This is a genomic window from Enterobacter sp. Tr-810, assembly GCF_011752765.1.
Taxonomy (GTDB): Bacteria; Pseudomonadota; Gammaproteobacteria; order Enterobacterales; family Enterobacteriaceae; genus Enterobacter; species Enterobacter soli.
This window is the reverse complement of sequence record NZ_VWWW01000001.1, coordinates 1,307,160-1,331,661: the sequence shown is the minus strand read 5'-3', so window position 1 is coordinate 1,331,661 and position 24,502 is coordinate 1,307,160. Positions and strand designations below refer to the sequence as shown.

The window sequence follows — 24,502 nt, the reverse complement described above, 5'->3', positions numbered from 1 at the left end:
GCGGGTTCATCCAGCTATCTGATTGTTTTAAAAACAAATGACGTGAAAGGTAACATGTGACGTTTGAGGGTGTGATCGGCGTTGCAGCATCGGTTGTGAGGTACCAACTCTTTGCGAGGTGCTTTCCAGAATCTCAATTTAGACTTTTTGTATTAATGAAACTTGCGGATAATACTTAACCGGATGACGACCAACAGGCCCGATGGGCCAGGGATAAAGGATGAAACCGTTTCGTTTAGCCGCGATCTCTCTCGCGCTGCTTACCACTTTTACGCTTGTCGGCTGTGATAACGGCGACGATAAACCACAGGCTTCGGCCCCGGCACCTGCAAGCGCCAGTCCATCGAAAGAGAACACTCCGGCAAAACCCGATAGCGCGCAGTTGGCGAAGCTGGCCTCTGCCAGCCAGGGTAAACCTCTCACCTTACTGGATGCGTCTGAAATCCAGCTCGACGGCGCGGCTACGTTAGTTCTGACATTCTCTGTCCCGCTCAATCCCGACCAGGATTTTGCAAAGACGGTGCACGTAGTGGACAAGAAAAGCGGCAAAGTGGATGGCGCGTGGGAGCTGGCACCCAACCTGAAAGAGCTGCGTCTGCGTCACCTCGAGCCGAACCGCAATCTGGTGATTACCGTCGAACGCGACCTGCTGGCGCTGAACAAAGCCACCTTTGGCATTGATTACGAAAAAGCGATCACCACCCGGGATGTTGAACCGACGGTCGGTTTTGCCAGCCGCGGATCGCTGCTGCCTGGAAAAGTGGTGGAAGGGCTGCCGGTGATGGCGCTCAACGTCAACAACGTGGATGTTAATTTCTACCGCGTGAAGCCAGAGTCCCTGGCATCGTTTGTCAGCCAGTGGGAATACCGTAACTCGCTCACCAACTGGGAGTCTGACAATCTGCTCAAAATGGCCGATCTGGTCTATACCGGCCGTTTTGATCTCAACCCGGCGCGAAACACACGGGAAAAACTGCTGCTACCCCTGAGTGATATCAAACCGCTGCAACAGTCCGGCGTGTATATCGCCGTGATGAACCAGGCGGGACATTACAACTACAGCAATGCGGCAACCCTCTTTACCCTGAGCGACATTGGTCTGTCCGCTCACCGTTATCATAATCGCCTCGATATCTTTACCCAGAGCCTGGAAAACGGCGCGGCGCAGGCCGGTATTGAGGTCGCATTACTCAACGATAAAGGCCAGACGCTGGCACAGGGCACCAGCGATGCTGACGGCCACGCCAGGCTTGAGACCGATAAAGAAGCTGCGTTAATACTGGCGCGCAAAGACGGGCAGACCACGCTGCTCGACCTGAAACTTCCGGCGCTGGATCTGGCTGAATTTGATATCGCCGGTGCGCCGGGTTACAGCAAACAGTTCTTTATGTTTGGCCCGCGCGATCTCTATCGCCCGGGTGAAACCGTTATTCTCAACGGCCTGCTGCGTGACAGTGACGGTAAGCCACTGCCTGCACAACCGGTGAAACTTGATGTGCTGCGCCCGGATGGACAGGTGGCACGCACCCTGGTGGTTCAGCCAGAAAACGGTCTGTATCGCTTTACCTATCCGCTGGACAGCGGGGCGCAAACCGGTATGTGGCATATTCGCGCCAATACTGGCGATAACCTGCAACGGATGTGGGATTTCCACGTCGAAGATTTTATGCCGGAGCGAATGGCGTTAAATCTGACTGGGCAAAAAACGCCGGTGTCCCCGGCAGATGACGTCAGGTTTGATGTGACGGGCTATTACCTGTATGGCGCGCCCGCCAACGGAAACAGCCTGCAAGGGCAGTTATTCCTGCGTCCTCTGCGTGAGGCCGTGTCGGCACTGCCGGGCTTCCAGTTTGGCGATATCGCGGAAGAGAACCTGACCCGCAGCCTGGATGAAGTGCAGCTCACGCTTAACGAGCAGGGCCGGGGTGAGGTATCAGCGGAAAGCCAGTGGAAAGAGGCGCACTCGCCGTTACAGGTGATTCTGCAAGCCAGCCTGCTGGAATCTGGCGGCCGTCCGGTGACTCGTCGCGCAGAGCAGGCCATCTGGCCAGCGCAAACCTTGCCGGGGATCCGCCCGGAGTTTGCCAGCAAAGCGGTATATGACTACCGCACAGACACCACCGTCAATCAGCCTATTGTGGATGAAAACAGCAATGCCGGTTTTGATATCGTCTATGCCGATGCCAGCGGAGCGAAAAAAGCGGTTTCAGGGCTACAGGTCCGGCTTATCCGCGAACGTCGGGATTACTTCTGGAACTGGTCAGAAACTGACGGATGGCAGTCTCAGTTTGATCAAAAAGATCTGGTTGAAGGTGAGCAATCGCTCGATATCGCCGCCGATCAGACCGGTAAAGTGACCTTCCCAGTGGAGTGGGGCTCTTATCGTCTGGAGGTCAAAGCCCCGGATGATACGGTCAGTAGTGTGCGTTTCTGGGCCGGCTACAGCTGGCAGGATAACAGCGATGGTACCGGTGCGGCGCGTCCCGACCGTGTGACGCTGAAGCTGGATAAACCGTCTTACCAGCCTGGCGACACCATTAATCTTCACATTGCCGCACCTGCCGCAGGCAAAGGCTACGCGATGATTGAATCCAGCGAAGGGCCGCTGTGGTGGAAAGAAATCGATGTTCCGGCCAACGGTCTTGATCTGGCTATTCCGGTGGATAAAGCCTGGAAGCGTCACGATCTGTATCTCAGCACGCTGGTGGTGCGTCCGGGCGATAAATCTAAATCGGCCACGCCAAAACGTGCTGTTGGGCTGCTGCACCTGCCAATGGGTGACGAAAATCGTCGCCTGAATATTGTGCTCGATAATCCGCAAAAAATGCGCCCAAATCAGACGCTGTCGGTGAAAGTGAAAGCCAGCGTGAAAGAGGGCGCGGTGCCACAGAAAGTCAACGTGCTGGTTTCTGCGGTGGATAGTGGCGTGCTGAGCATTACGGATTACGTCACGCCAGATCCTTGGCAGGCGTTCTTTGGGCAGAAGCGTTATGGGGCAGATATTTATGATATCTACGGCCAGGTTATCGAAGGCCAGGGCCGTATGGCGGCGCTGCGTTTTGGTGGTGATGGTGATGAACTGAAACGCGGTGGTAAACCGCCGGTGAATCACGTCACCATTATCGCCCAGCAGGCGCAACCCGTAGAGCTTGATGCCAACGGCGAAGGCACTATTACGATGCCGATTGGTGATTTCAACGGCGAATTACGTCTGATGGCGCAGGCCTGGACGGAAGACGACTTTGGCAGCAGCGAAAGCAAAGTGATTGTCGCGGCGCCAGTTATCGCTGAACTGAACACGCCACGCTTCCTCGCCAGCGGTGATACCTCAAGGTTAACGCTGGATGTCACAAACCTGACCGATCAACCGCAGACCCTGAACGTTGCCTTAACGGCATCCGGCTTGCTGAGCCTGGAAAGCGCGCAGCCGCAGCCGGTTAAGCTGGCACCAGGTGTGCGAACTACCCTGTTTATCCCGGTTAGGGCGCTCGCGGGTTATGGCGACGGTGAAATTACCGCTCAGGTAACAGGGCTTACGCTTCCGGGTGAAACCTTCGCACCGCAGCAAAAAAGCTGGAAAATCGGCGTTCGTCCGGCGTTCCCGGCCCAGACGGTAAATACGGGAGCAATGCTGAACCCGGGTGAGTCCTGGACTGCACCTGCTCAGCATATCAATGGGTTAGCTCCTGCGACCTTGCAGGGGCAGCTGTTGCTTAGCGGTAAACCACCGTTGAACTTGGCACGCTATATTCGTGAGTTGCAGGCTTATCCATATGGTTGTCTTGAGCAGACGACCAGTGGCCTGTTCCCGTCGCTTTATACCAACGCCGCACAACTGACGGCGCTGGGCATTAAAGGGGATAGCGATGATAAGCGTCGTGCTGCGATCGACATCGGGATTTCTCGTCTGTTGCAAATGCAGCGTGATAACGGCGGCTTTGCGCTCTGGGATAAAAATGGTCAGGAGGAGTACTGGCTCACCGCCTATGTGACCGATTTCCTGGTGCGTGCTGGAGAGCAGGGCTACAGCGTTCCGGCCGATGCCATCAATAATGCCAATAACCGCCTGCTGCGCTATTTGCAGGACCCGGGCATGATGTCAATTCGCTACAGCGACGATACTCAGGCCAGCAAATTTGCGGTTCAGGCTTATGCCGCGCTGGTGCTGGCACGTCAGCAAAAAGCACCACTCGGCGCATTGCGGGAAATCTGGGATCGTCATGGTCAGGCGGCGTCTGGCTTGCCACTGATGCAGCTCGGCATGGCATTAAAACTGATGGGGGATGCGCCACGCAGCCAGCAGGCGCTGGATCTGGCCATCAAAACGCCGCGTAACGATAGCAAAAACTGGATGGCCGATTACGGCAGCGCGCTTCGCGACAACGCGCTGATGCTCTCCCTGCTGGAAGAGTACAAGCTGCTGCCGGATGCGCAAAACACTTTGCTGAACACGCTTTCTGAACAGGCGTTTAGTCAGCGCTGGCTCTCCACTCAGGAGAGCAATGCGCTGTTCCTCGCTGGCCGTGCATTGCCGACGCTTTCCGGCGCCTGGCAGGCCACGACCAGTCTGGCGGATAAACCACTCAGCGGCGACAATGCGCAGGTGCAAAACGTCAATGGCGACCAGCTCGGTGCGTTGCAGGTGACCAACACCGGCACGACGCCGCTCTGGATCCGCCTTGATAGCAGCGGATACCCGGAATATGCGCCTCAGCCGTCATCTAACGTATTGCAGATCGAACGACATATTCTGGCCACCGATGGCAGCACCAAATCGCTCTCTTCGCTGAAAAGTGGTGAACTGGTGCTGGTATGGCTTGATGTGAAAGCCAACCAGAACGTCCCGGATGCGCTGGTGGTTGATTTGCTCCCGGCAGGGCTGGAGCTGGAGAATCAGAATCTGGCAAACAGTAGTGCCAGCTTGCAGGACAGCGGAAGCGAGGTGCAGAACCTGCTGACGCAGATGCAGCAGGCGGATATTCAGCATATGGAGTTCCGCGACGATCGCTTTGTGGCGGCGGTTCCTGTCAGTGACGGCCAGCCGGTAACGCTGGTTTATCTGGCGCGCGCCGTAACGCCTGGAACCTATCAGGTGCCGGCTCCGATGGTGGAATCCATGTATGTTCCGCAGTGGCGGGCAACGGGTGCGGCAAGTGGCCCGCTGATTGTCGTTCCATAACATGCAGATAGCTCGTCTGACACGCTCCCGCTGGCTTCAGCTCGCGGGAGCGCTTCTCGTTTTATGGGGGCTAATCATTGCCGCCGATCGCCTGTGGCCGTTACCGCTCAAAGAGGTTAATCCCGCGCGCGTGGTGGTGGATGAGCAGGGGACGCCACTGTGGCGCTTTGCCGACAGCGAAGGGATCTGGCGTTATCCGGTGACCATTGAAGAAGTTTCTCCGCGCTATCTCGACGCCCTGATCCAGTATGAAGACCGCTGGTTCTGGGATCATCCCGGCGTTAACCCTTTTTCCGTGCTGCGTGCGGCCTGGCAGGATCTGAGTTCCGGCAAAGTGGTGTCCGGGGGAAGCACGCTCACCATGCAAGTTGCACGGTTACTCGACCCGCATCCGCGTACCTTTGGCGGTAAAATCCGCCAGCTCTGGCGGGCTGTCCAGCTCGAATGGCATCTCTCAAAACGCGATATTCTGACGCTCTATCTGAACCGCGCGCCTTTTGGCGGCACGTTACAGGGCGTGGGCGCGGCCAGCTGGACTTATCTTGGCAAACCGCCCTCGCAGCTAAGCTATTCGGAAGCCGCGTTGCTGGCCGTTTTACCCCAGGCGCCAAGCCGGTTGCGCCCTGACAGATGGCCTGAGCGTGCCGAAGCCGCGCGCAATAAAGTGCTCGACAGAATGGTGACTCAGGGCGTCTGGTCAGCTCAGCAGGTTAAAGAGTCTCGTGAAGAGGCCATCTGGTTGGCGCCACGGCAAATGCCGCAGCTGGCACCGCTTTTTTCGCGGATGATGCTCGGCAAAAGCCGGGACAACAAAATCATCACCACGCTGGATGCGTCATTGCAGCGACAGCTTGAGGAGCTGGCGCTTAACTGGAAGGCGCGCCTGCCGGAAAGAAGCTCTCTGGCGATGATCGTCGTTGATCATACCAACATGAAAGTGCGCGGCTGGGTAGGTTCCGTGGATATCAACGACGACAGCCGGTTCAGCCACGTGGATATGGTCAATGCGATCCGATCGCCGGGTTCGGTACTCAAGCCCTTTATCTATGGCATGGCGCTGGACGAGGGGCTGATCCATCCTGCGTCACTGCTACAGGATGTGCCGCGCCGCACCGGGGATTATCGGCCCGGTAATTTCGACAGCGGATTTCATGGGCCCGTCAGTATGAGCGAAGCGCTGGTGCGATCGCTGAACCTCCCGGCGGTGCAGGTGCTGGAAGCCTACGGGCCAAAACGTTTTGCCGGAATGCTCAGCAATGCCGGGCTTCCGCTTATTCTGCCTGCGGGTGCTCAGCCCAATTTATCGCTCATCCTGGGGGGCGCAGGAGCAAGGCTTGCGGATATCACCGCTGCCTACAGCGCGTTTGCCCGTCACGGCAAAGCGGCAAAACTGCGTGTCCGGCCAGGCGATCCGATCCTGGAGCGCCCTTTGTTGTCACCGGGTGCGGCGTGGATTATTCGCCGGATCCTGGCAAACGAGGCACAACCACTGCCGGATGGTGCGCTGCCACAGGTGATGCCGCTTGCGTGGAAAACCGGCACCAGTTATGGCTATCGGGATGCCTGGGCTATCGGCCTTAATGCCCGCTATATCATTGGGATCTGGACCGGACGGCCGGACGGTACGCCAGTAGCTGGACAGTTTGGCTTCGCGAGTGCGGTTCCGTTGCTCAATCAGGTGAATAACATGCTTCAGTCTCGCTCAACGATTGCTGAAGCGCGTCTGCCGCGCGACCCACGTCCGGCATCGGTTGGGCGCGGTGTTATCTGCTGGCCTGGCGGGCAGTCTCTGCCGGAAGGTAGCGAGAACTGCCGCCGTCGCCTTTCGACCTGGCTACTGGATGGCAGCGAGCCACCTACGTTGCTGCTGCCGGAGCAGGAAGGCGTTCGCGGTATCCGCTTCCCCATCTGGCTGAGTAAAGAGGGCAAGCGTGTTGCCGCGGATTGCCCGGATGCCACAGAGAAGGTTGTGGACGTGTGGCCGCTGCCGTTGGAACCGTGGCTCCCGGCAGCCGAGCGGCGGGCTGCAAGGATCCCCGCGGCGTCTGCAGTTTGTCCGCCGTTAGCGCAGGATTCTCCGGCACCGCTCATCCTCTCTGGCGTGCGTGAAGGGGCCGTTATCAAGCGTCTGCCGGGTGAAGCACGTGTGTCGCTGCCTCTCCTGGCCAGTGGCAGTAGCGGCGAACGCTGGTGGTTTTTAAACGGGGAACCGCTGGATGTGAAAGGTAGGGTTTACACTTTACAGCTTGATAAGTCAGGTGATTATCAGTTACTGGTAATGGATGATGCAGGTCAGGTAACAACGGTGAACTTTACGCTTCAGTAGCGAAATAGTGGCCTTTAGATGTGAGCTGTTGCTAAAACTCATCTTATTTTAAAAAAATGTTACTTAGATCCGTAGGCAATGGCGCTATTGCTCATTATAATCCGCGCCACACCATACTCCGGTATGCAAACAACAGAACATTTGACAGAGGTTATCATGGCTATTGAACGTACTTTTTCCATCATCAAACCAAACGCGGTGGCAAAAAACGTTATTGGCAGCATCTTCGCTCGCTTTGAATCAGCAGGGTTCAAAATCGTTGGCACCAAAATGCTGCACCTGAGCGTTGAACAGGCTCGCGGTTTCTACGCTGAGCACGAAGGTCGCCCATTCTTCGACGGCCTGGTTGAGTTCATGACTTCTGGCCCAATCGTCGTTTCCGTACTGGAAGGCGAAAATGCAGTACAGCGTCACCGCGATCTGCTGGGCGCAACCAACCCGGATAACGCGCTGGCAGGTACTCTGCGCGCTGACTACGCTGACAGCTTCACCGAGAACGGCACCCACGGTTCTGACTCTGTAGAATCTGCTGCGCGCGAAATCGCTTTCTTCTTCGCTGAAGGCGAAGTGTGTCCACGTACCCGTTAATTTAACGGTTTCGTTTACACATTATTTTCGTAAATGCCGCGTGCAGACGTGGCATCCCTGCGCCAGACTTTGTACAATGCAACGCCCCGGATGAGCAGATGCTTTCTGGGGCGTTTCTTTTTAACCCTCCACGGGCCATAACGTGTAACAACGAGGCCGGAAAAAATTATGTCTGAACTAGTGAATACCTCCGAAGTCGTCATTCCTGCGGTTCCAAATAAAAATGGAAAAATCAACCTGTTGGATCTGAACCGTCAGCAGATGCGCGAATTCTTTAAAGAGATGGGCGAGAAGCCGTTTCGTGCCGACCAGGTCATGAAATGGATGTACCACTATTGCAGCGACAACTTTGATGACATGACTGACATCAACAAAGTGCTGCGCAATAAGCTTAAAGAAGTGGCCGAAATCCGTGCGCCAGAAGTGGTAGAAGAGCAACGCTCTGCCGATGGCACCATCAAATGGGCTATCGCAGTAGGCGATCAGCGTGTTGAAACCGTGTATATCCCGGAAGATGACCGCGCCACGCTGTGCGTCTCTTCTCAGGTCGGTTGTGCGCTGGAGTGCAAATTCTGCTCTACGGCTCAACAAGGCTTTAACCGTAACCTGCGCGTGTCCGAAATTATCGGCCAGGTGTGGCGTGCGGCTAAAATCGTGGGCGCAGCAAAAGTGACGGGCACGCGTCCCATCACCAACGTGGTGATGATGGGCATGGGTGAACCCCTGCTGAACCTGACCAACGTCGTTCCGGCGATGGAAATCATGCTCGACGACTTCGGCTTTGGTCTGTCCAAGCGTCGAGTGACCCTGTCTACCTCGGGTGTTGTGCCTGCGCTGGATAAGCTCGGCGACATGATTGACGTTGCGCTGGCGATTTCCCTGCATGCCCCGAACGATGCGATTCGTGACGAAATTGTGCCGATCAACAAAAAGTACAATATCGAAACCTTCCTCGCCGGTGTTCGCCGTTACCTGGAGAAATCCAATGCGAACCAGGGTCGCGTAACCATCGAATACGTGATGCTGGATCACGTGAACGACGGTACCGAGCATGCACACGAGCTGGCTGAGCTGCTGAAAGATACGCCGTGCAAGATTAACCTGATTCCATGGAACCCGTTCCCGGGCGCGCCGTATGGCCGCAGCTCGAACAGCCGTATCGATCGCTTCTCCAAAGTACTGATGGAGTACGGTTTCACCACTATCGTGCGTAAAACACGTGGTGATGATATTGATGCCGCGTGCGGACAGCTGGCAGGTGATGTGATTGACCGTACGAAACGAACGCTGCGTAAACGTATGCAGGGTGAGACAATCGCGGTGAAAGCTGTTTGATTATTATGCAGTCACGGCGCATCATCGTCGCCGTGACGCATAATCTTACTGAATAATCAGTCATATTCGTGATGATTGATTAATAATTACGGTGCGTTTCATGCGACTTTCGGGCAGTATGTAACGGCCTAAAAACAGTTTGGCTGCGCAGGCAGGGCTTTACTGTCATCTACGGGCTGACAGTCTTATACTGTCTGTTCGAGGTTAACTGACCAGAAGTTTCGCGGTGCGGGTGGCATTGTGACTCACCGGCACCTGAACCCTTATTTTTCACGTACCAGTAGTTGTAGCGAATGAATACTGAAGCCACTCACGACCAACATGAAGCACTCTCCACTGGCGTTCGTCTTCGCAACGCCCGTGAACAACTCGGACTCAGCCAGCAAGCTGTTGCAGAACGCTTGTGCCTGAAGGTTTCCACGGTTCGCGATATTGAAGAAGATAAGGCGCCTGCCGATCTGGCTTCAACATTTCTGCGTGGTTATATCCGCTCTTACGCAAAACTGGTGCATATCCCCGAAGAAGAATTACTGCCTATGATCGAGAAGCAGGCGCCGGTGCGTGCAGCAAAAGTTGCGCCGATGCAGACCTTCTCGCTGGGGAAACGTCGTAAAAAACGTGATGGCTGGTTGATGAGCTTTACCTGGCTGGTGCTGTTTGTAGTTATTGGCCTGACGGGCGCATGGTGGTGGCAAAACCACAAAGCGCAGCAGGAAGAGATCACCACCATGGCCGATCAATCTTCCGCCGAGCTGAACAACGCAGGTAGCGATAACGCACAGAACGTGCCGCTGAACACCGACAATGCGGCAACGTCTAACGACCCGCAAACGGCTGCAACAGATGCACCTGCAACCGACCCGGCTCAGGCACAAGCGCCAGCAGCGAATCCTGCTGCGCCAGCACCAAATAATACCGTTGTAGCCCCTTCTCAGGCGAATGTTGATACCGCGGCAACCACGCCAGCGGCATCTGCGCCTGCGGAAAGCGCGGCTCAACCACTGCCAACCGATCAGGCGGGCGTAGCGAATGCTGCGGCTAACCCGAATGCGCTGGTGATGAACTTCTCGGCCGATTGCTGGTTAGAAGTGACCGATGCAACCGGTAAAAAACTTTTCAGCGGCTTACAGCGTAAAGATGGCACGTTAAACCTAACCGGCCAGGCACCTTACAAACTTAAAATCGGCGCTCCGGCAGCGGTACAGATCCAGTACCAGGGAAAACCTGTCGATCTGAGTCGCTTTATCAGAACTAACCAGGTTGCGCGTCTTACCGTTAATGCCGAACAATCAGCAGCACAGTAACAGACGGGCAACGCGGGAGATTTTTCATGCATAACCAGGCTCCGATTCAACGTAGAAAATCGAAACGGATTTACGTTGGGAATGTGCCAATCGGCGATGGGGCTCCTATCGCCGTCCAGTCGATGACCAACACGCGCACCACGGATGTGGAAGCTACGGTCAATCAAATCAAAGCATTAGAACGTGTCGGCGCGGACATTGTCCGCGTTTCCGTGCCAACCATGGATGCCGCCGAGGCGTTCAAACTGATCAAACAACAGGTCAGTGTCCCGCTGGTTGCAGATATTCACTTCGACTACCGTATTGCACTCAAAGTCGCCGAATATGGCGTTGACTGCTTGCGCATCAACCCAGGCAACATCGGTAACGAAGAACGTATCCGCATGGTGGTGGACTGCGCACGTGACAAAAATATTCCAATCCGTATCGGTGTAAACGCCGGTTCTCTGGAAAAAGATCTGCAAGAAAAGTATGGCGAGCCAACGCCGCAGGCGTTGCTTGAATCCGCTATGCGCCATGTGGATCATCTGGATCGTCTTAACTTCGATCAGTTCAAAGTCAGCGTGAAAGCTTCTGATGTATTCCTGGCAGTTGAATCTTACCGTCTGCTGGCAAAGCAGATCGATCAGCCGTTGCACCTGGGGATCACCGAAGCTGGTGGCCTGCGTAGCGGTTCCGTTAAATCGGCGATCGGTTTGGGGCTGCTGCTCTCGGAAGGGATCGGCGACACCCTGCGTGTCTCTCTGGCAGCCGATCCGGTTGAAGAGATCAAAGTCGGTTTCGATATCCTGAAATCACTGCGTATCCGCGCGCGTGGGATCAACTTTATTGCCTGCCCAACCTGTTCGCGTCAGGAGTTTGACGTCATCGGTACGGTGAATGCCCTTGAGCAGCGTCTGGAAGACATTATCACCCCGATGGATGTGTCCATTATCGGTTGTGTGGTAAATGGTCCAGGTGAAGCACTCGTGTCAACGCTTGGCGTAACCGGTGGTAACAAGAAAAGTGGTCTCTATGAAGATGGTATTCGTAAAGATCGTCTGGATAATAGCGACATGATCGACCAGCTTGAGGCCCGCATTCGCGCCAAAGCCACGATGATGGATGAAGCGCAGCGTATCAGCATCCAGCAGGTTGAAAAATAACGTGATGGGAAGCCGCTCGCTTCCCATGTATGATTGAACCCATTCCTTGGGTTCTTTTTTGTATATAGAAAGAGAATAAACGTGGCAAAAAACATTCAAGCCATCCGCGGCATGAACGATTATCTGCCTGGCGAAACCGCCATCTGGCAGCGCATTGAAGGCACACTGAAACAGGTGCTCGGCAGCTACGGTTACAGCGAAATCCGTTTGCCGATTGTAGAGCAGACCCCGTTATTCAAACGCGCGATCGGCGAAGTGACCGACGTGGTTGAAAAAGAGATGTACACCTTTGAGGACCGCAACGGCGACAGCCTGACACTGCGTCCGGAAGGTACGGCGGGCTGCGTACGCGCCGGCATCGAACATGGTCTCCTGTACAATCAGGAGCAGCGCCTGTGGTACATCGGCCCGATGTTCCGCCACGAACGTCCACAGAAAGGTCGTTACCGCCAGTTCAACCAGCTGGGTGTTGAAGTCTTTGGTCTGCAAGGCCCGGATATCGATGCAGAACTGATTATGCTTACAGCACGCTGGTGGCGCGCGCTCGGTATTTCTGAGCATGTTTCTCTGGAGCTGAACTCTATCGGTTCTCTTGAAGCACGTGCGAACTACCGCGATGCGCTGGTTGCATTCCTGGAACAGCATAAAGAGTCGCTGGACGAAGACTGCAAACGTCGCATGTACAGCAACCCGCTGCGTGTTCTGGATTCCAAAAACCCAGAAGTCCAGGCGCTGTTGAATGATGCGCCTGCGCTGGGTGATTACCTGGACGACGATTCTCGCGAGCACTTCGCGGGTCTGTGCAAACTGCTGGAAGCGGCAGGCATTTCTTATACCGTTAACCAGCGTCTGGTGCGCGGTCTGGACTACTACAACCGTACCGTTTTCGAGTGGGTGACGAGCAGCCTCGGCTCACAGGGAACCGTATGTGCAGGCGGTCGTTATGACGGTCTGGTTGAGCAGCTTGGTGGCCGTGCGGCACCTGCCGTTGGTTTTGCAATGGGCCTTGAGCGACTTGTTTTGTTGGTTCAGGCAGTTAATCCGGAATTTAAAGCAGATTCCGTTGTCGATATATACCTGGTGGCCTCAGGCGCGGATACGCAGTCTGCGGCAATGCAGCTTGCCGAACGCGTTCGTGATGAACTGCCGGGCGTTAAGCTGATGACCAACCATGGCGGCGGCAACTTCAAAAAACAGTTTGCTCGTGCCGATAAGTGGGGCGCAAGTGTTGCACTGGTGCTGGGTGAGTCTGAAGTGGCTAACGGCGAAGTGGTGGTTAAAGACCTGCGCTCTGGTGAGCAAACAACGGTAACGCAGGATGGCGTTGCGGCGCACTTGCGCGCTTTGACTTCCTAAGGAGAAGAACTGCGTGGAAATTTACGAGAACGAAAACGACCAGGTTGATGCGATTAAACGCTTCTTTGCTGAAAACGGCAAGGCACTGGCTGTTGGGGTAATTTTGGGTGTGGGTGCGTTAGTGGGCTGGCGTTTCTGGAACGGTCATCAGGCTGATTCTGCGCGTGGCGCTTCTCTGGCGTATGAAAACACCATCAGCGCTATCCGTGCCGATCAGCCGCAAACGCTGACCGCTGCCGAGAAATTTTCTGCTGAAAACAAGAACACCTACGGTGCGCTGGCCGCACTGGAAGTCGCGCAGCAGTTTGTTGATAAAAATGAGCTGGATAAAGCGGTAGCACAGCTGTCACAAGGCCTTGCTGCGGCGAGTGATGAAAACCTGAAAGCGGTCATCAACATGCGCCTGGCGCGTATCCAGGTTCAACAGAAAAAAGCCGATGATGCGCTGAAAACGCTCGATACCATCAAAGGTGAAGGCTTTGCGGCCATTGTTGCCGACCTGCGCGGTGAAGCACTGCTGAGCAAAGGTGATAAAGAGGGCGCGCGTAAAGCGTGGCAAGCTGGCGTAGATAGCAAAGCTTCACCTGCGCTGAGCGAAATGATGCAGATGAAAATAAATAATTTGTCCGTCTGAGAGGGACCCGATGCAATTGCGTAAATTACTTCTGCCAGGACTGCTTTCTGTTACGTTATTGAGTGGCTGTTCACTGTTCAGTGGCGAAGAAGATGTTGTAAAAATGTCCCCGCTGCCAACGGTTGAAAACCAGTTTACCCCGTCAACCGCGTGGAGCTCTTCCGTCGGTGACGGTATTGGTGAATTTTATTCCAACCTGCACCCGGCATTTGCTGACAGCGTTGTCTATGCGGCCGACCGTAAAGGCACGGTAAAAGCGCTTAATTCCGACGACGGAAAAGAAGTGTGGTCCGTTAACCTGGCGGAAAAAGATGGCTGGTTCTCCCGTAAGCCTGCACTGCTCTCTGGTGGCCTGACGGTTGCTGGCGGCCACGTCTATGTGGGCAGTGAAAAAGCGCAGGTTTATGCACTGAACACCAGTGATGGCTCAATCGCATGGCAAACCACAGTGGCTGGCGAATCGCTGTCCCGCCCGGTTGTGAGCGATGGTCTGGTTCTGATCCATACCAGCAACGGCCAGTTGCAGGCGCTGAACGAAGCCGATGGTCTGGTGAAATGGACGGTAAACCTGGATATGCCTTCACTGTCTCTGCGCGGTGAATCTGCTCCGGCATCTGCTTTTGGCGCGGCGATTGTTGGCGGCGACAATGGTCGTGTCAGTGCGGTACTGATGCAGCAGGGTCAGATGATTTGGCAGCAGCGTATCTCCCAGGCGACCGGTTCGACTGAAATCGACCGCCTGAGCGACGTGGACACGACGCCGGTTATCGTCAATGGCGTGGTTTACGCGCTGGCTTATAATGGTAACCTGACCGCGCTGGACCTGCGCAGCGGCCAGATCATGTGGAAGCGTGAGCTGGGCTCTGTGAATGATTTCATCGTTGATGGCAACCGTATTTATATGGTTGATCAGAACGATCGCCTGCTGGCACTGAACACCGAAGGTGGCGTAACGCTGTGGACGCAAAGCGATCTGCTGCACCGTCTGCTGACGGCACCGGCGCTGTATAACGGCAGCCTGGTTGTCGGTGATAGCGAAGGTTATATGCACTGGATTGATCCAGAAACGGGTCGCTTCACTGCTCAGCAAAAAGTTGACAGCTCTGGCTTCCTGACCGAACCGGTTGTGGCTGATGGCAAACTGCTGATCCAGGCAAAAGACGGCACGCTGTACGCGATCACGCGTTAATTACTCAGCGGTTGTTGTATACTAAACGGCTCCTGTTAACTCAGGGGCCGTTTTGACTTTTTTAAAAACGCCGCGAAAGCGACGTGATTTTGAATTTTATGAGGCTTCAAACATGGTACCTGTGGTCGCGCTTGTCGGGCGCCCTAACGTTGGAAAATCCACTCTTTTTAACCGTTTAACACGCACCCGTGATGCGCTGGTTGCGGATTTCCCGGGGCTGACGCGTGACCGTAAGTACGGTCGTGCAGAAGTGGAAGGACGTGAGTTCATCTGCATCGATACCGGCGGTATTGATGGGACAGAAGACGGCGTCGAAACTCGTATGGCGGAACAGTCTCTGCTGGCCATCGAAGAAGCAGACGTAGTTCTGTTTATGGTTGATGCCCGTGCTGGCCTGATGCCAGCGGACTCCGCTATTGCCAAACATCTGCGCGCGCGTGAAAAGCCAACTTTCCTGGTGGCCAACAAAACTGACGGCATCGATGCCGATCAGGCGATTGCTGATTTCTGGTCGTTAGGTCTGGGTGAGATCTACCCAATCGCGGCATCTCATGGCCGTGGCGTGACCAGCCTGCTCGAAACCGTTCTGCTGCCGTGGGTTGACGAAGTGAACCCGCCGGAAGAAGTGGACGAAGACGCTGAATACTGGGCGCAGTTCGAAGAAGGTGAAGAGGGCGAAGAAGAAGAGCCTGAAGAGGCATTCAACCCGCAGGATCTGCCGATTAAGCTGGCGATTGTGGGCCGTCCAAACGTAGGTAAGTCTACGCTTACTAACCGTATTCTGGGTGAAGAGCGCGTGGTCGTTTACGACATGCCTGGCACCACGCGTGACAGTATCTACATCCCGATGCAGCGCGATGAACGTGAGTACGTACTTATCGATACTGCCGGTGTGCGTAAACGCGGGAAAATCACCGATGTGGTGGAAAAATTCTCCGTTATCAAAACCCTACAGGCAATTGAAGATGCCAACGTGGTGCTGCTGGTTATCGATGCGCGCGAAGGGATCTCCGATCAGGATCTGTCGCTGCTGGGCTTTATCCTCAACAGCGGGCGCTCACTGGTTATCGTCGTCAACAAATGGGACGGCCTGAGCAATGAAGTGCGCGAGCAGGTGAAAGAGACCCTGGACTTCCGTCTGGGCTTTATCGACTTCGCGCGCGTGCACTTTATCTCTGCGCTGCACGGTAGCGGCGTGGGTAACCTGTTCGATTCCGTTCGCGAAGCCTATGACAGCTCTACCCGTCGCCAGAGCACCGCGATGCTGACCCGTATTATGAATATGGCAGCAGAAGACCATCAGCCGCCGTTGGTGCGTGGTCGCCGTGTGAAGCTGAAATATGCTCACGCCGGTGGCTATAACCCGCCAATCGTGGTTATCCACGGTAACCAGGTGAAAGATCTGCCGGATTCCTACAAACGTTATCTGATGAACTACTTCCGTAAATCGCTGGATGTGATGGGCACACCTATCCGTATCCAGTTCAAGGAAGGGGATAACCCGTTTGCGAACAAGCGCAATACCCTGACGCCAAACCAGATGCGTAAGCGTAAGCGTTTGATTAAGCACATCAAGAAAAGCAAATAATCATTGCTAGCTTTCATATAACCCGCGTATTTCGCGGGTTTTTTTTCGTCTTAACCTGTCGTATGTTTCTCTGTGTGATGTCAATCACTATTCGTTATTAGCCAATTTTAAATCTGAGAAAGTAGACGATTGTCGAACTTTCATCTTAAAGGCCTGCTGTTGGTACTAGACAAAACTGGCACCAGGTTATCAAATGGTTAAATAACTCTTCGCCGCAGGCAAAAAATCGGCCAGATATATAACTGGTCGGCGTGTTTTGCGGTGTTTACAAGCACGACGACATACCTTTTCGGGAGAATTATGCAATCCTCTGTTAATCAAAAAGAAAGCCGAACGTTCTTCGGCCATCCGTATCCGCTTGGCTCACTGTTCTTTACTGAAATGTGGGAGCGCTTCTCGTTTTACGGTATCCGCCCGTTACTCATTCTGTTTATGGCGGCAACCGTTTATGACGGCGGCATGGGACTGGCACGTGAGAACGCGTCTGCCATCGTGGGGATTTTTGCCGGTGCGATGTACCTCGCCGCGCTGCCGGGCGGCTGGCTGGCAGATAACTGGCTCGGCCAGCAAAAAGCCGTCTGGTACGGCTCTATTCTGATTGCCCTCGGCCACCTGTCGATCGCGCTCTCTGCCGTGATGGGGAATAACCTGTTCTTCATCGGCCTGATGTTTATTGTGCTCGGCTCTGGCCTGTTCAAAACCTGTATCTCGGTGATGGTCGGGACTCTGTATAAAAAAGGCGATGCACGCCGTGACGGCGGTTTCTCGCTGTTTTATATGGGCATCAACATGGGGTCGTTCATTGCTCCGCTGATTTCTGGCTGGCTGATTAAAACTCATGGCTGGCACTGGGGCTTTGGTATCGGTGGTATCGGGATGCTGGTGGCGCTGGTGATCTTCCGCGTGTTTGCCGTTCCATCCATGAAACGCTACGACAGTGAAGTTGGCCTGGATTCCACCTGGAACAGCCCGGTCGTGAAGCGAAAAGGCGTGGGTGCCTGGCTGCTGGCGCTGGCCGTGGGTGTGGCTGTTGTTGTGACGCTGATTGCGCAGGGTGTGATTGTCATTAACCCGGTAGCGGTTGCCAGTACGCTGGTTTATGTCATTGCCGCGTCTGTTGCGCTGTACTTCATCTACCTGTTTGTTTTTGCTGGCCTCAACCGTAAAGAGCGCGCCAGACTGCTGGTGTGTTTCATCCTGCTGGTTTCCGCCGCATTCTTCTGGTCTGCGTTTGAGCAAAAGCCAACCTCGTTCAACCTGTTTGCCAACGACTACACTAACCGCATGATCGGCGATTTCGAGATCCCGGCGGTGTGGTTCCAGTCGGTCAACGCGCTGTTTATCATCATTCTGGCGCCGGTATTCAGCTGGGCATGGCCGAAGCTTGCGAGCATGAACATTCGCCCAAGCAGCATCACCAAATTTGTTATTGGCATTCTGTGTGCCGCAGCGGGCTTTGGCCTGATGATGCTGGCCGCGCAGAATGTGCTGGCTAACGGCGGGGCGGGGGTTTCTCCGTTCTGGCTGGTGGGCAGTATTCTGATGCTGACCCTGGGTGAGCTGTGCTTAAGCCCGATTGGCCTGGCGACCATGACGCTGCTGGCACCGGAAAGAATGCGTGGTCAGATGATGGGCCTTTGGTTCTGTGCAAGTGCGCTGGGTAACCTGGCGGCTGGCCTGATTGGTGGGCATGTGAAGGCCGACCAGCTGGATATGCTGCCGGATCTCTTTGCCCGTTGCTCTGTCGCACTGCTGATTTGTGCCGCGGTACTGATTGTGCTCATTGTTCCGGTACGCCGGATGCTGGAAAATACCCAGACTAAACCGGCCGCTAACGCCTGATAAAACCTCGACGTTGCCGGGGCAGGCGTAATGCCCCGGCAATTTACTCAACGAGGTAAGCACATGCTGTTAGGGTTTGTTGGACTTGGCTCCGTGGTTGAAACGGCATACCTGCCTGCATTACGACATCGCTTCGGCGACTCGCTACATTGTCTGGGGTTTGATGTTGACCCCGCAAAGCAGCCCGGCGGCGTGACGCGATGCGCATCGCTTGCTGGACTCCTCACCCAACCTCTCGATACCCTGTTTATCACCACGGCTTCTCTGCACCATCTTGAGGTGCTTGAGCAGGCGCTGGCTTCCCCGGTCCGGCGTATTGTGGTCGAAAAGCCCATCGTCGCGACGCTAACCCAAATCGAAAAACTGAAAACTCTGCTGGTTTTGCCCGGTGCGGCTAGCCGCGTGCTGGCGCTCGATCACTGGATGGCGCGTCTCGGTACCGTGCATCAGGGGCTGGTCGACACCGTAGCTGATATTGTCAGAATCGAAGGATTTCTTCAGGAGCCGAGTGGGTTTAACGCGACGGGTGAGCCCATTGCGCTGAACTTTGCCACCGGCGAGCCGGATACACGCACCCTGCGCCACCCGGATGGCGTTATCCTGGATATTGGCACGCATGTGCTGGCGATGATGCGTGAAACCTTGCGCTATCTGGGGGGAAAGGGCGATATGGCCTTGCAGGTGGTGACCGCGAAGGACCGTTTGGGCCGCGATATCAGAAAAGGGGATATGACCACCGCAGAGGGCGAGGCACATCTCCAGGGGCAGATCAGCGGCTTGCCGGTCGATCTCTGGTTAAACAAATATGCCGGGCCGTCTGGCGGGCAAAAAGGGCTGCGGATTTATCTGCGCGATGGACGCATCATCAGTCACGACAGACGCGGTGCAGAAGATGTTCTGGAACATGTTGATGGCGAGGACATTCAGCGCTGGCACGTGCCCGGTTCCATCTATGAGCACTGCCTGGCCGGGCATATTCTGGGGGCGCAAAGCCTGTTCGAACGCGATCCGCAGGAAGTGCCCCGCACGACGCAACGCAGGATTGAAGAGGTTGAGCTGCTGCTGACATTACAGCAACAGCTGCGTGGCCCTCATTAAACGCATCGTGATAAAATTAACGCAGTAATGAATACCTGGCCAAAGGAGTCACTATGTCGATTATCTGCCCGGATTGCCATGCAGAGCTGGAGCCACAAAACGGTGTGGCGCACTGTGAACAGTGCAACAACGATATTGCGCTGGAAGCGCGCTGCCCGGAGTGCCATAAGCCGCTCCAGGTGCTAAAAGCCTGCGGAGCAGTGGATTATTTCTGTCAGAACGGCCACGGGTTGATCTCTAAAAAACGCGTGGAATTTGTGCCGGTTTAATCCGGCTTTTTCTTCCGCGTTTTTTTCGCAGCGGTCACGCCTTTCACTTCGCTTTCCACCCAGCCATCTGATAGCCGGGTGGTGAGCACATCACCGGCTTTCACCTGTTTGGTCTGCTTCAGCACTTTGCCATCCGTTGCGGTTGTCACGCTGTAGCCACGCGCAAGCGTAGAGAGCGGGCTGACGGCCTCAAGATGGGTCACGGCATTACCAAAGCGCTCACGGGTGCTGCTCAGCCGTGCACGCAGGTTCTCTGCCAGGCGAAACTCCAGCTGCTGAATACGCGTTTGCGCGCGATAAATTTTCGGCTGCGGGTTTTGCTGGTTCAGGCGCTGGGTCACACGCTGCTGGCGTGATACCGCGCGCTTAAGCTGATTATCCAGGGCGAGGTTCATCCGCTGACGCAGGCGATCCAGAACCGTCTGCTGACGCGCCAGACGCAGCTGAGGGTGCTGCTGTTGCAGGCGATGATGAATCTGCGTAAAGCGGCGGGTGCGGTTGGCGAGGAAATAATCCATCGCCATTTCCAGACGCTGCTGCCCGTTCTGAAGCTGGCGCAGTAATTCAAGCTGATTGCGGCTCACCACTTCTGCTGCCGCCGATGGCGTTGGTGCGCGCAGATCTGCCACAAAATCCGCGATAGTCACGTCTGTTTCGTGTCCGACGGCGCTCACCACCGGGATAAGGCTGGCAAAGATGGCCCGCGCTACCCGCTCGTCGTTAAAGCTCCACAAATCTTCCAGCGAACCGCCGCCGCGGCCGACGATCAACACGTCACACTCCTGACGCGTATTGGCCAGCTCTATCGCACGGACAATTTGCGCTGGCGCATCGTCACCCTGAACGGCTGTCGGGTAGATGATGACCGGCAGGGAAGGATCGCGGCGCTTAAGCACGTGCAAAATATCATGCAGGGCCGCACCGGTCCTGGAGGTGATGACGCCCACGCAGTGCGCAGGTGAGGGCAGTGGTTTTTTGAACTGCTGGTCGAACAGACCCTCTGCGGAGAGTTTGGCTTTTAACTGTTCGTATTTTTGTTGCAGTAAGCCTTCACCCGCCGGCTGCATACTCTCGACAATAATCTGATAGTCGCCGCGCGGTTCATACAGGGTGATATTGGCGCGAACCAGAACCTGCTGGCCATGCTGCGGGCGGAAGGTCACGCGACGATTGCTGTTGCGGAACATCGCACAGCGTACCTGAGCGGTATCGTCTTTTAGCGTAAAGTACCAGTGGCCGGATGACGGTTGGGTGAAGTTTGAGATTTCACCACTGATCCAGACCTGCCCCATTTCCTGCTCAAGCAGTAAACGAACCGTTTGATTTAGGCGGCTGACAGTAAAAATTGAGGGGGTTTGAGAGGATAACATGTGAGCGGGATCAAATTCTAAATCAGCAAGTTATTCAGTCGATAGTAACTTGCTGAGAGGGGAGCGCAAGTATTTTTTATAAAAAAGTGTGGATGCAATCGGTTACGCTCTGTATAATGCCACGGCAATATTTAACCACCCAGGTCAGAGATATTGCCCATGCTACGTATCGCTAAAGAAGCACTGACGTTTGACGACGTCCTCCTTGTTCCCGCTCACTCCACCGTTCTGCCGAATACTGCCGACCTCAGCACGCAGTTGACTAAAACCATTCGCCTGAACATTCCTATGCTCTCTGCGGCAATGGACACCGTGACGGAAGCGCGCCTGGCTATCGCCCTGGCACAGGAAGGTGGCATTGGCTTTATTCACAAAAACATGTCTATCGAGCGTCAGGCTGAAGAAGTTCGCCGTGTGAAGAAACATGAGTCCGGTATCGTCACCGACCCACAGACCGTTCTGCCAACCACCACGCTGCACGAAGTTAAAGCCCTGACCGAACGTAACGGCTTTGCCGGTTACCCGGTTGTGACTGAAGCCAACGAACTGGTCGGTATTATCACCGGCCGTGACGTGCGTTTCGTGACCGACCTGAACCAGCCTGTCAGCGTTTACATGACGCCGAAAGAGCGTCTGGTGACCGTGCGTGAAGGCGAAACGCGTGAAGTGGTCTTCGCGAAAATGCACGAAAAACGCGTTGAGAAAGCGCTGGTTGTGGATGCGAACTTCCACCTGCGTGGCATGATCACCGTTAAAGACTTCCAGAAAGCAGAACGTAAACCAAACGCCTGTAAAGACGAGCATGGCCGTCTGCGCGTAGGTGCTGCGGTTGGCGCGGGTGCTGGCAACGAAGAGCGTGTTGATGCGCTGGTTGCGGCAGGCGTTGACGTGCTGCTGATTGACTCCTCTCACGGCCATTCCGAAGGCGTTCTGCAACGTATCCGTGATACCCGTGCGAAATATCCTGACCTGCAAATCATTGGCGGTAACGTGGCGACTGGTGCAGGCGCTCGTGCTCTGGCTGAAGCTGGTTGCAGCGCGGTGAAAGTGGGTATTGGCCCTGGTTCCATCTGTACTACCCGTATCGTCACCGGCGTGGGCGTTCCGCAGATCACCGCCGTTTCTGACGCGGTTGAAGCGCTGGAAGGCACCGGTGTTCCGGTTATCGCTGATGGCGGCATCCGCTTCTCTGGTGACATCGCTAAAGCTATCGCCGCTGGCGCTGCTGCCGTAATGGTAGGCTCCATGCTGGCCGGTACTGAAGAATCCCCGGGCGAAATCGAACTCTTCCAGGGCCGTTCTTACAAATCTTACCGTGGTATGGGCTCCCTGGGCGCGATGTCCAAAGGCTCTTCTGACCGTTACTTCCAGACCGATAACGCCGCTGACAAACTGGTACCGGAAGGTATCGAAGGTCGCGTTGCCTATAAAGGCCGTCTGAAAGAGATCATTCACCAGCAGATGGGCGGCCTGCGCTCCTGTATGGGGCTGACCGGCTGTGGTACCATTGACCTGCTGCGTACTAAAGCGGAATTCGTACGTATCAGCGGTGCGGGTATCCAGGAAAGCCACGTTCACGACGTGACGATCACTAAAGAGTCCCCGAACTACCGTCTGGGCTCCTGATTTTCTTCGCCCGACCTTGTGTCGGGCGATTTATTTAATCTGTTTCACTTGCCTCGGAATTAGCGTCAATGACGGAAAACATTCATAAACATCGCATCCTCATCCTCGATTTTGGTTCTCAGTACACTCAGTTGGTGGCGCGTCGCGTACGTGAACTGGGCGTTTACTGTGAACTGTGGGCGTGGGATGTCACGGAAGCACAGATTCGCGAATTCAATCCAAGCGGCATCATCCTGTCCGGTGGCCCGGAAAGCACCACCGAAGAGAACAGCCCGCGCGCACCGCAGTACGTGTTCGAAGCAGGCGTTCCGGTATTTGGCGTGTGCTACGGGATGCAAACCATGGCAATGCAGCTGGGCGGCCACGTTGAAGGTTCTAACGAGCGTGAGTTCGGCTATGCGCAGGTTGAAGTGGTTACCGACAGCGCGCTGGTGCGTGGTATCGAAGACTCCCTGACCGCAGATGGCAAACCGCTGTTGGACGTATGGATGAGCCACGGCGATAAAGTGACCGCTATCCCGTCCGATTTCGTGACCGTTGCCAGTACCGAAAGCTGCCCGTTCGCGATTATGGCGAACGAAGAAAAACGCTTCTACGGCGTACAGTTCCACCCGGAAGTAACCCACACCCGTCAGGGGATGCGGATGCTGGAACGCTTCGTGCGTGACATCTGCCAGTGTGAAGCCCTGTGGACCCCGGCAAAAATCATCGACGACGCCGTTGAGCGTATCCGTCAGCAGGTTGGCGATGACAAAGTGATCCTCGGCCTGTCCGGTGGCGTAGACTCCTCCGTGACCGCGATGCTGCTGCACCGTGCTATCGGCAAAAACCTGACCTGCGTATTCGTGGACAACGGTCTGCTGCGTCTGAACGAAGCCCAGCAGGTTATGGACATGTTCGGTGACCACTTCGGTCTGAACATCGTTCACGTGGAAGGTGAGAAGCGCTTCCTCGATGCGCTGGAAGGTGAAAACGATCCAGAAGCCAAACGTAAAATCATTGGCCGCGTCTTCGTAGAAGTGTTCGACGAAGAAGCGCTGAAGCTTGAAGACGTTAAATGGCTGGCACAGGGCACTATCTACCCTGACGTTATCGAATCCGCTGCATCAGCAACCGGTAAAGCACACGTCATCAAATCTCACCACAACGTGGGCGGCCTGCCGAAAGAGATGAAGATGGGTCTGGTTGAACCGCTGCGTGAGCTGTTCAAAGATGAGGTGCGTAAGATCGGTCTGGAGCTGGGTCTGCCGTACGATATGCTCTACCGTCACCCGTTCCCGGGTCCAGGTCTGGGCGTGCGCGTGCTGGGCGAAGTGAAGAAAGAATACTGCGACCTGCTGCGTCGTGCGGATGCTATCTTCATCGAAGAGCTGCACAAAGCTGATCTGTACAACAAAGTGAGCCAGGCGTTCACCGTGTTCCTGCCGGTTCGTTCTGTAGGCGTGATGGGTGATGGCCGTAAATACGACTGGGTTGTTTCCCTGCGTGCTGTTGAAACCATCGACTTCATGACTGCGCACTGGGCGCACCTGCCGTACGACTTCCTGGGCCGCGTGTCTAATCGCATCATCAACGAAGTTAACGGTATTTCCCGCGTGGTGTACGACATCAGCGGTAAGCCACCGGCTACGATTGAGTGGGAATAACCCCCCC

16 protein-coding genes are annotated in these 24,502 nt (G+C 55.3%); 15 read left to right on the top strand and 1 reads right to left on the bottom strand.

Features of this window, described 5'->3' with window-relative positions:
- Positions 1-220 precede the first annotated feature (220 nt).
- From F3J30_RS06210 to F3J30_RS06150, 13 genes are all read left to right on the top strand, one after another.
- Positions 221-5,179, top strand: coding sequence for an alpha-2-macroglobulin (locus tag F3J30_RS06210; RefSeq protein WP_166716643.1), 4,959 nt, complete (start codon positions 221-223; stop codon positions 5,177-5,179).
- A gap of 1 nt (position 5,180) precedes the next feature.
- Positions 5,181-7,505 carry a peptidoglycan glycosyltransferase PbpC gene (gene pbpC / locus F3J30_RS06205; protein WP_166716642.1) on the top strand — a complete coding sequence of 775 codons (2,325 nt, stop codon included), beginning with the start codon at positions 5,181-5,183 and terminating at the stop codon, positions 7,503-7,505.
- A gap of 156 nt (positions 7,506-7,661) precedes the next feature.
- Positions 7,662-8,093 (top strand): nucleoside-diphosphate kinase, encoded by a 432-nt coding sequence (gene ndk / locus F3J30_RS06200; protein ID WP_014071336.1) that lies wholly within the window; start codon positions 7,662-7,664, stop codon positions 8,091-8,093.
- A 168-nt stretch (positions 8,094-8,261) separates the two neighbouring features.
- Positions 8,262-9,428, top strand: coding sequence for a bifunctional tRNA (adenosine(37)-C2)-methyltransferase TrmG/ribosomal RNA large subunit methyltransferase RlmN (locus tag F3J30_RS06195; protein ID WP_014071335.1), 1,167 nt, complete (start codon positions 8,262-8,264; stop codon positions 9,426-9,428).
- Between the two features lie 293 nt (positions 9,429-9,721).
- Positions 9,722-10,732 carry a cytoskeleton protein RodZ gene (gene rodZ / locus F3J30_RS06190; protein WP_166716641.1) on the top strand — a complete coding sequence of 337 codons (1,011 nt, stop codon included), beginning with the start codon at positions 9,722-9,724 and terminating at the stop codon, positions 10,730-10,732.
- A 26-nt stretch (positions 10,733-10,758) separates the two neighbouring features.
- Positions 10,759-11,877 carry a flavodoxin-dependent (E)-4-hydroxy-3-methylbut-2-enyl-diphosphate synthase gene (ispG, locus tag F3J30_RS06185; protein WP_014071333.1) on the top strand — a complete coding sequence of 373 codons (1,119 nt, stop codon included), beginning with the start codon at positions 10,759-10,761 and terminating at the stop codon, positions 11,875-11,877.
- Positions 11,878-11,958: 81 nt separating this feature from the next.
- Positions 11,959-13,233 (top strand): histidine--tRNA ligase, encoded by a 1,275-nt coding sequence (gene hisS / locus F3J30_RS06180; RefSeq protein WP_166716638.1) that lies wholly within the window; start codon positions 11,959-11,961, stop codon positions 13,231-13,233.
- A 13-nt stretch (positions 13,234-13,246) separates the two neighbouring features.
- Positions 13,247-13,867, top strand: coding sequence for a YfgM family protein (locus F3J30_RS06175; RefSeq protein WP_014071331.1), 621 nt, complete (start codon positions 13,247-13,249; stop codon positions 13,865-13,867).
- 10 nt (positions 13,868-13,877) lie between these two features.
- Positions 13,878-15,056: an outer membrane protein assembly factor BamB gene (bamB, locus tag F3J30_RS06170; RefSeq protein ID WP_014071330.1), complete on the top strand. Its 1,179-nt coding sequence runs from the start codon at positions 13,878-13,880 to the stop codon at positions 15,054-15,056.
- Positions 15,057-15,168: 112 nt separating this feature from the next.
- Entirely contained in the window at positions 15,169-16,644 is a 1,476-nt protein-coding gene (der, locus tag F3J30_RS06165) for a ribosome biogenesis GTPase Der (protein ID WP_014071329.1), read from the top strand.
- A 300-nt stretch (positions 16,645-16,944) separates the two neighbouring features.
- A complete protein-coding gene (locus F3J30_RS06160) occupies positions 16,945-18,486 on the top strand; it encodes a peptide MFS transporter (protein WP_166716635.1) in 1,542 nt (513 codons plus the stop codon).
- 63 nt (positions 18,487-18,549) lie between these two features.
- The gene (locus F3J30_RS06155) at positions 18,550-19,584 is read left to right on the top strand and encodes a Gfo/Idh/MocA family oxidoreductase (RefSeq protein ID WP_166716633.1); all 1,035 of its coding nucleotides are present in this window, start codon (positions 18,550-18,552) and stop codon (positions 19,582-19,584) included.
- A gap of 53 nt (positions 19,585-19,637) precedes the next feature.
- Positions 19,638-19,853, top strand: coding sequence for a zinc ribbon domain-containing protein (locus F3J30_RS06150; RefSeq protein ID WP_014071323.1), 216 nt, complete (start codon positions 19,638-19,640; stop codon positions 19,851-19,853).
- On the opposite strand, the gene xseA is transcribed toward F3J30_RS06150, so the two are convergent.
- Positions 19,850-21,223, bottom strand: coding sequence for an exodeoxyribonuclease VII large subunit (gene xseA / locus F3J30_RS06145; protein WP_166716631.1), 1,374 nt, complete (start codon positions 21,221-21,223; stop codon positions 19,850-19,852). The two genes, F3J30_RS06150 and xseA, sit on opposite strands and share 4 nt — an antisense overlap.
- A 159-nt stretch (positions 21,224-21,382) precedes the next feature.
- Between xseA and guaB the strand changes: the two genes are divergently transcribed.
- Both guaB and guaA read left to right on the top strand, forming a co-directional pair.
- A complete protein-coding gene (guaB, locus tag F3J30_RS06140) occupies positions 21,383-22,849 on the top strand; it encodes an IMP dehydrogenase (protein ID WP_014071321.1) in 1,467 nt (488 codons plus the stop codon).
- 68 nt (positions 22,850-22,917) lie between these two features.
- Positions 22,918-24,495, top strand: coding sequence for a glutamine-hydrolyzing GMP synthase (gene guaA / locus F3J30_RS06135; protein ID WP_166716629.1), 1,578 nt, complete (start codon positions 22,918-22,920; stop codon positions 24,493-24,495).
- Positions 24,496-24,502 lie beyond the last annotated feature (7 nt).

Excerpts from the sequence above, each read along its gene's own strand:
- F3J30_RS06210 (WP_166716643.1), top strand. The coding sequence starts at position 221 with ATGAAACCGTTTCGTTTAGCCGCGATCTCTCTCGCGCTGCTTACCACT.
- ispG (WP_014071333.1), top strand. The coding sequence starts at position 10,759 with ATGCATAACCAGGCTCCGATTCAACGTAGAAAATCGAAACGGATTTAC.
- F3J30_RS06150 (WP_014071323.1), top strand. The coding sequence starts at position 19,638 with ATGTCGATTATCTGCCCGGATTGCCATGCAGAGCTGGAGCCACAAAAC.
- guaA (WP_166716629.1), top strand. The coding sequence starts at position 22,918 with ATGACGGAAAACATTCATAAACATCGCATCCTCATCCTCGATTTTGGT.
- rodZ (WP_166716641.1), top strand. The coding sequence starts at position 9,722 with ATGAATACTGAAGCCACTCACGACCAACATGAAGCACTCTCCACTGGC.
- F3J30_RS06195 (WP_014071335.1), top strand. The coding sequence starts at position 8,262 with ATGTCTGAACTAGTGAATACCTCCGAAGTCGTCATTCCTGCGGTTCCA.
- F3J30_RS06160 (WP_166716635.1), top strand. The coding sequence starts at position 16,945 with ATGCAATCCTCTGTTAATCAAAAAGAAAGCCGAACGTTCTTCGGCCAT.
- ndk (WP_014071336.1), top strand. The coding sequence starts at position 7,662 with ATGGCTATTGAACGTACTTTTTCCATCATCAAACCAAACGCGGTGGCA.
- bamB (WP_014071330.1), top strand. The coding sequence starts at position 13,878 with ATGCAATTGCGTAAATTACTTCTGCCAGGACTGCTTTCTGTTACGTTA.
- pbpC (WP_166716642.1), top strand. The coding sequence starts at position 5,181 with ATGCAGATAGCTCGTCTGACACGCTCCCGCTGGCTTCAGCTCGCGGGA.
- guaB (WP_014071321.1), top strand. The coding sequence starts at position 21,383 with ATGCTACGTATCGCTAAAGAAGCACTGACGTTTGACGACGTCCTCCTT.
- xseA (WP_166716631.1), bottom strand. The coding sequence starts at position 21,223 with ATGTTATCCTCTCAAACCCCCTCAATTTTTACTGTCAGCCGCCTAAAT.
- F3J30_RS06155 (WP_166716633.1), top strand. The coding sequence starts at position 18,550 with ATGCTGTTAGGGTTTGTTGGACTTGGCTCCGTGGTTGAAACGGCATAC.
- der (WP_014071329.1), top strand. The coding sequence starts at position 15,169 with ATGGTACCTGTGGTCGCGCTTGTCGGGCGCCCTAACGTTGGAAAATCC.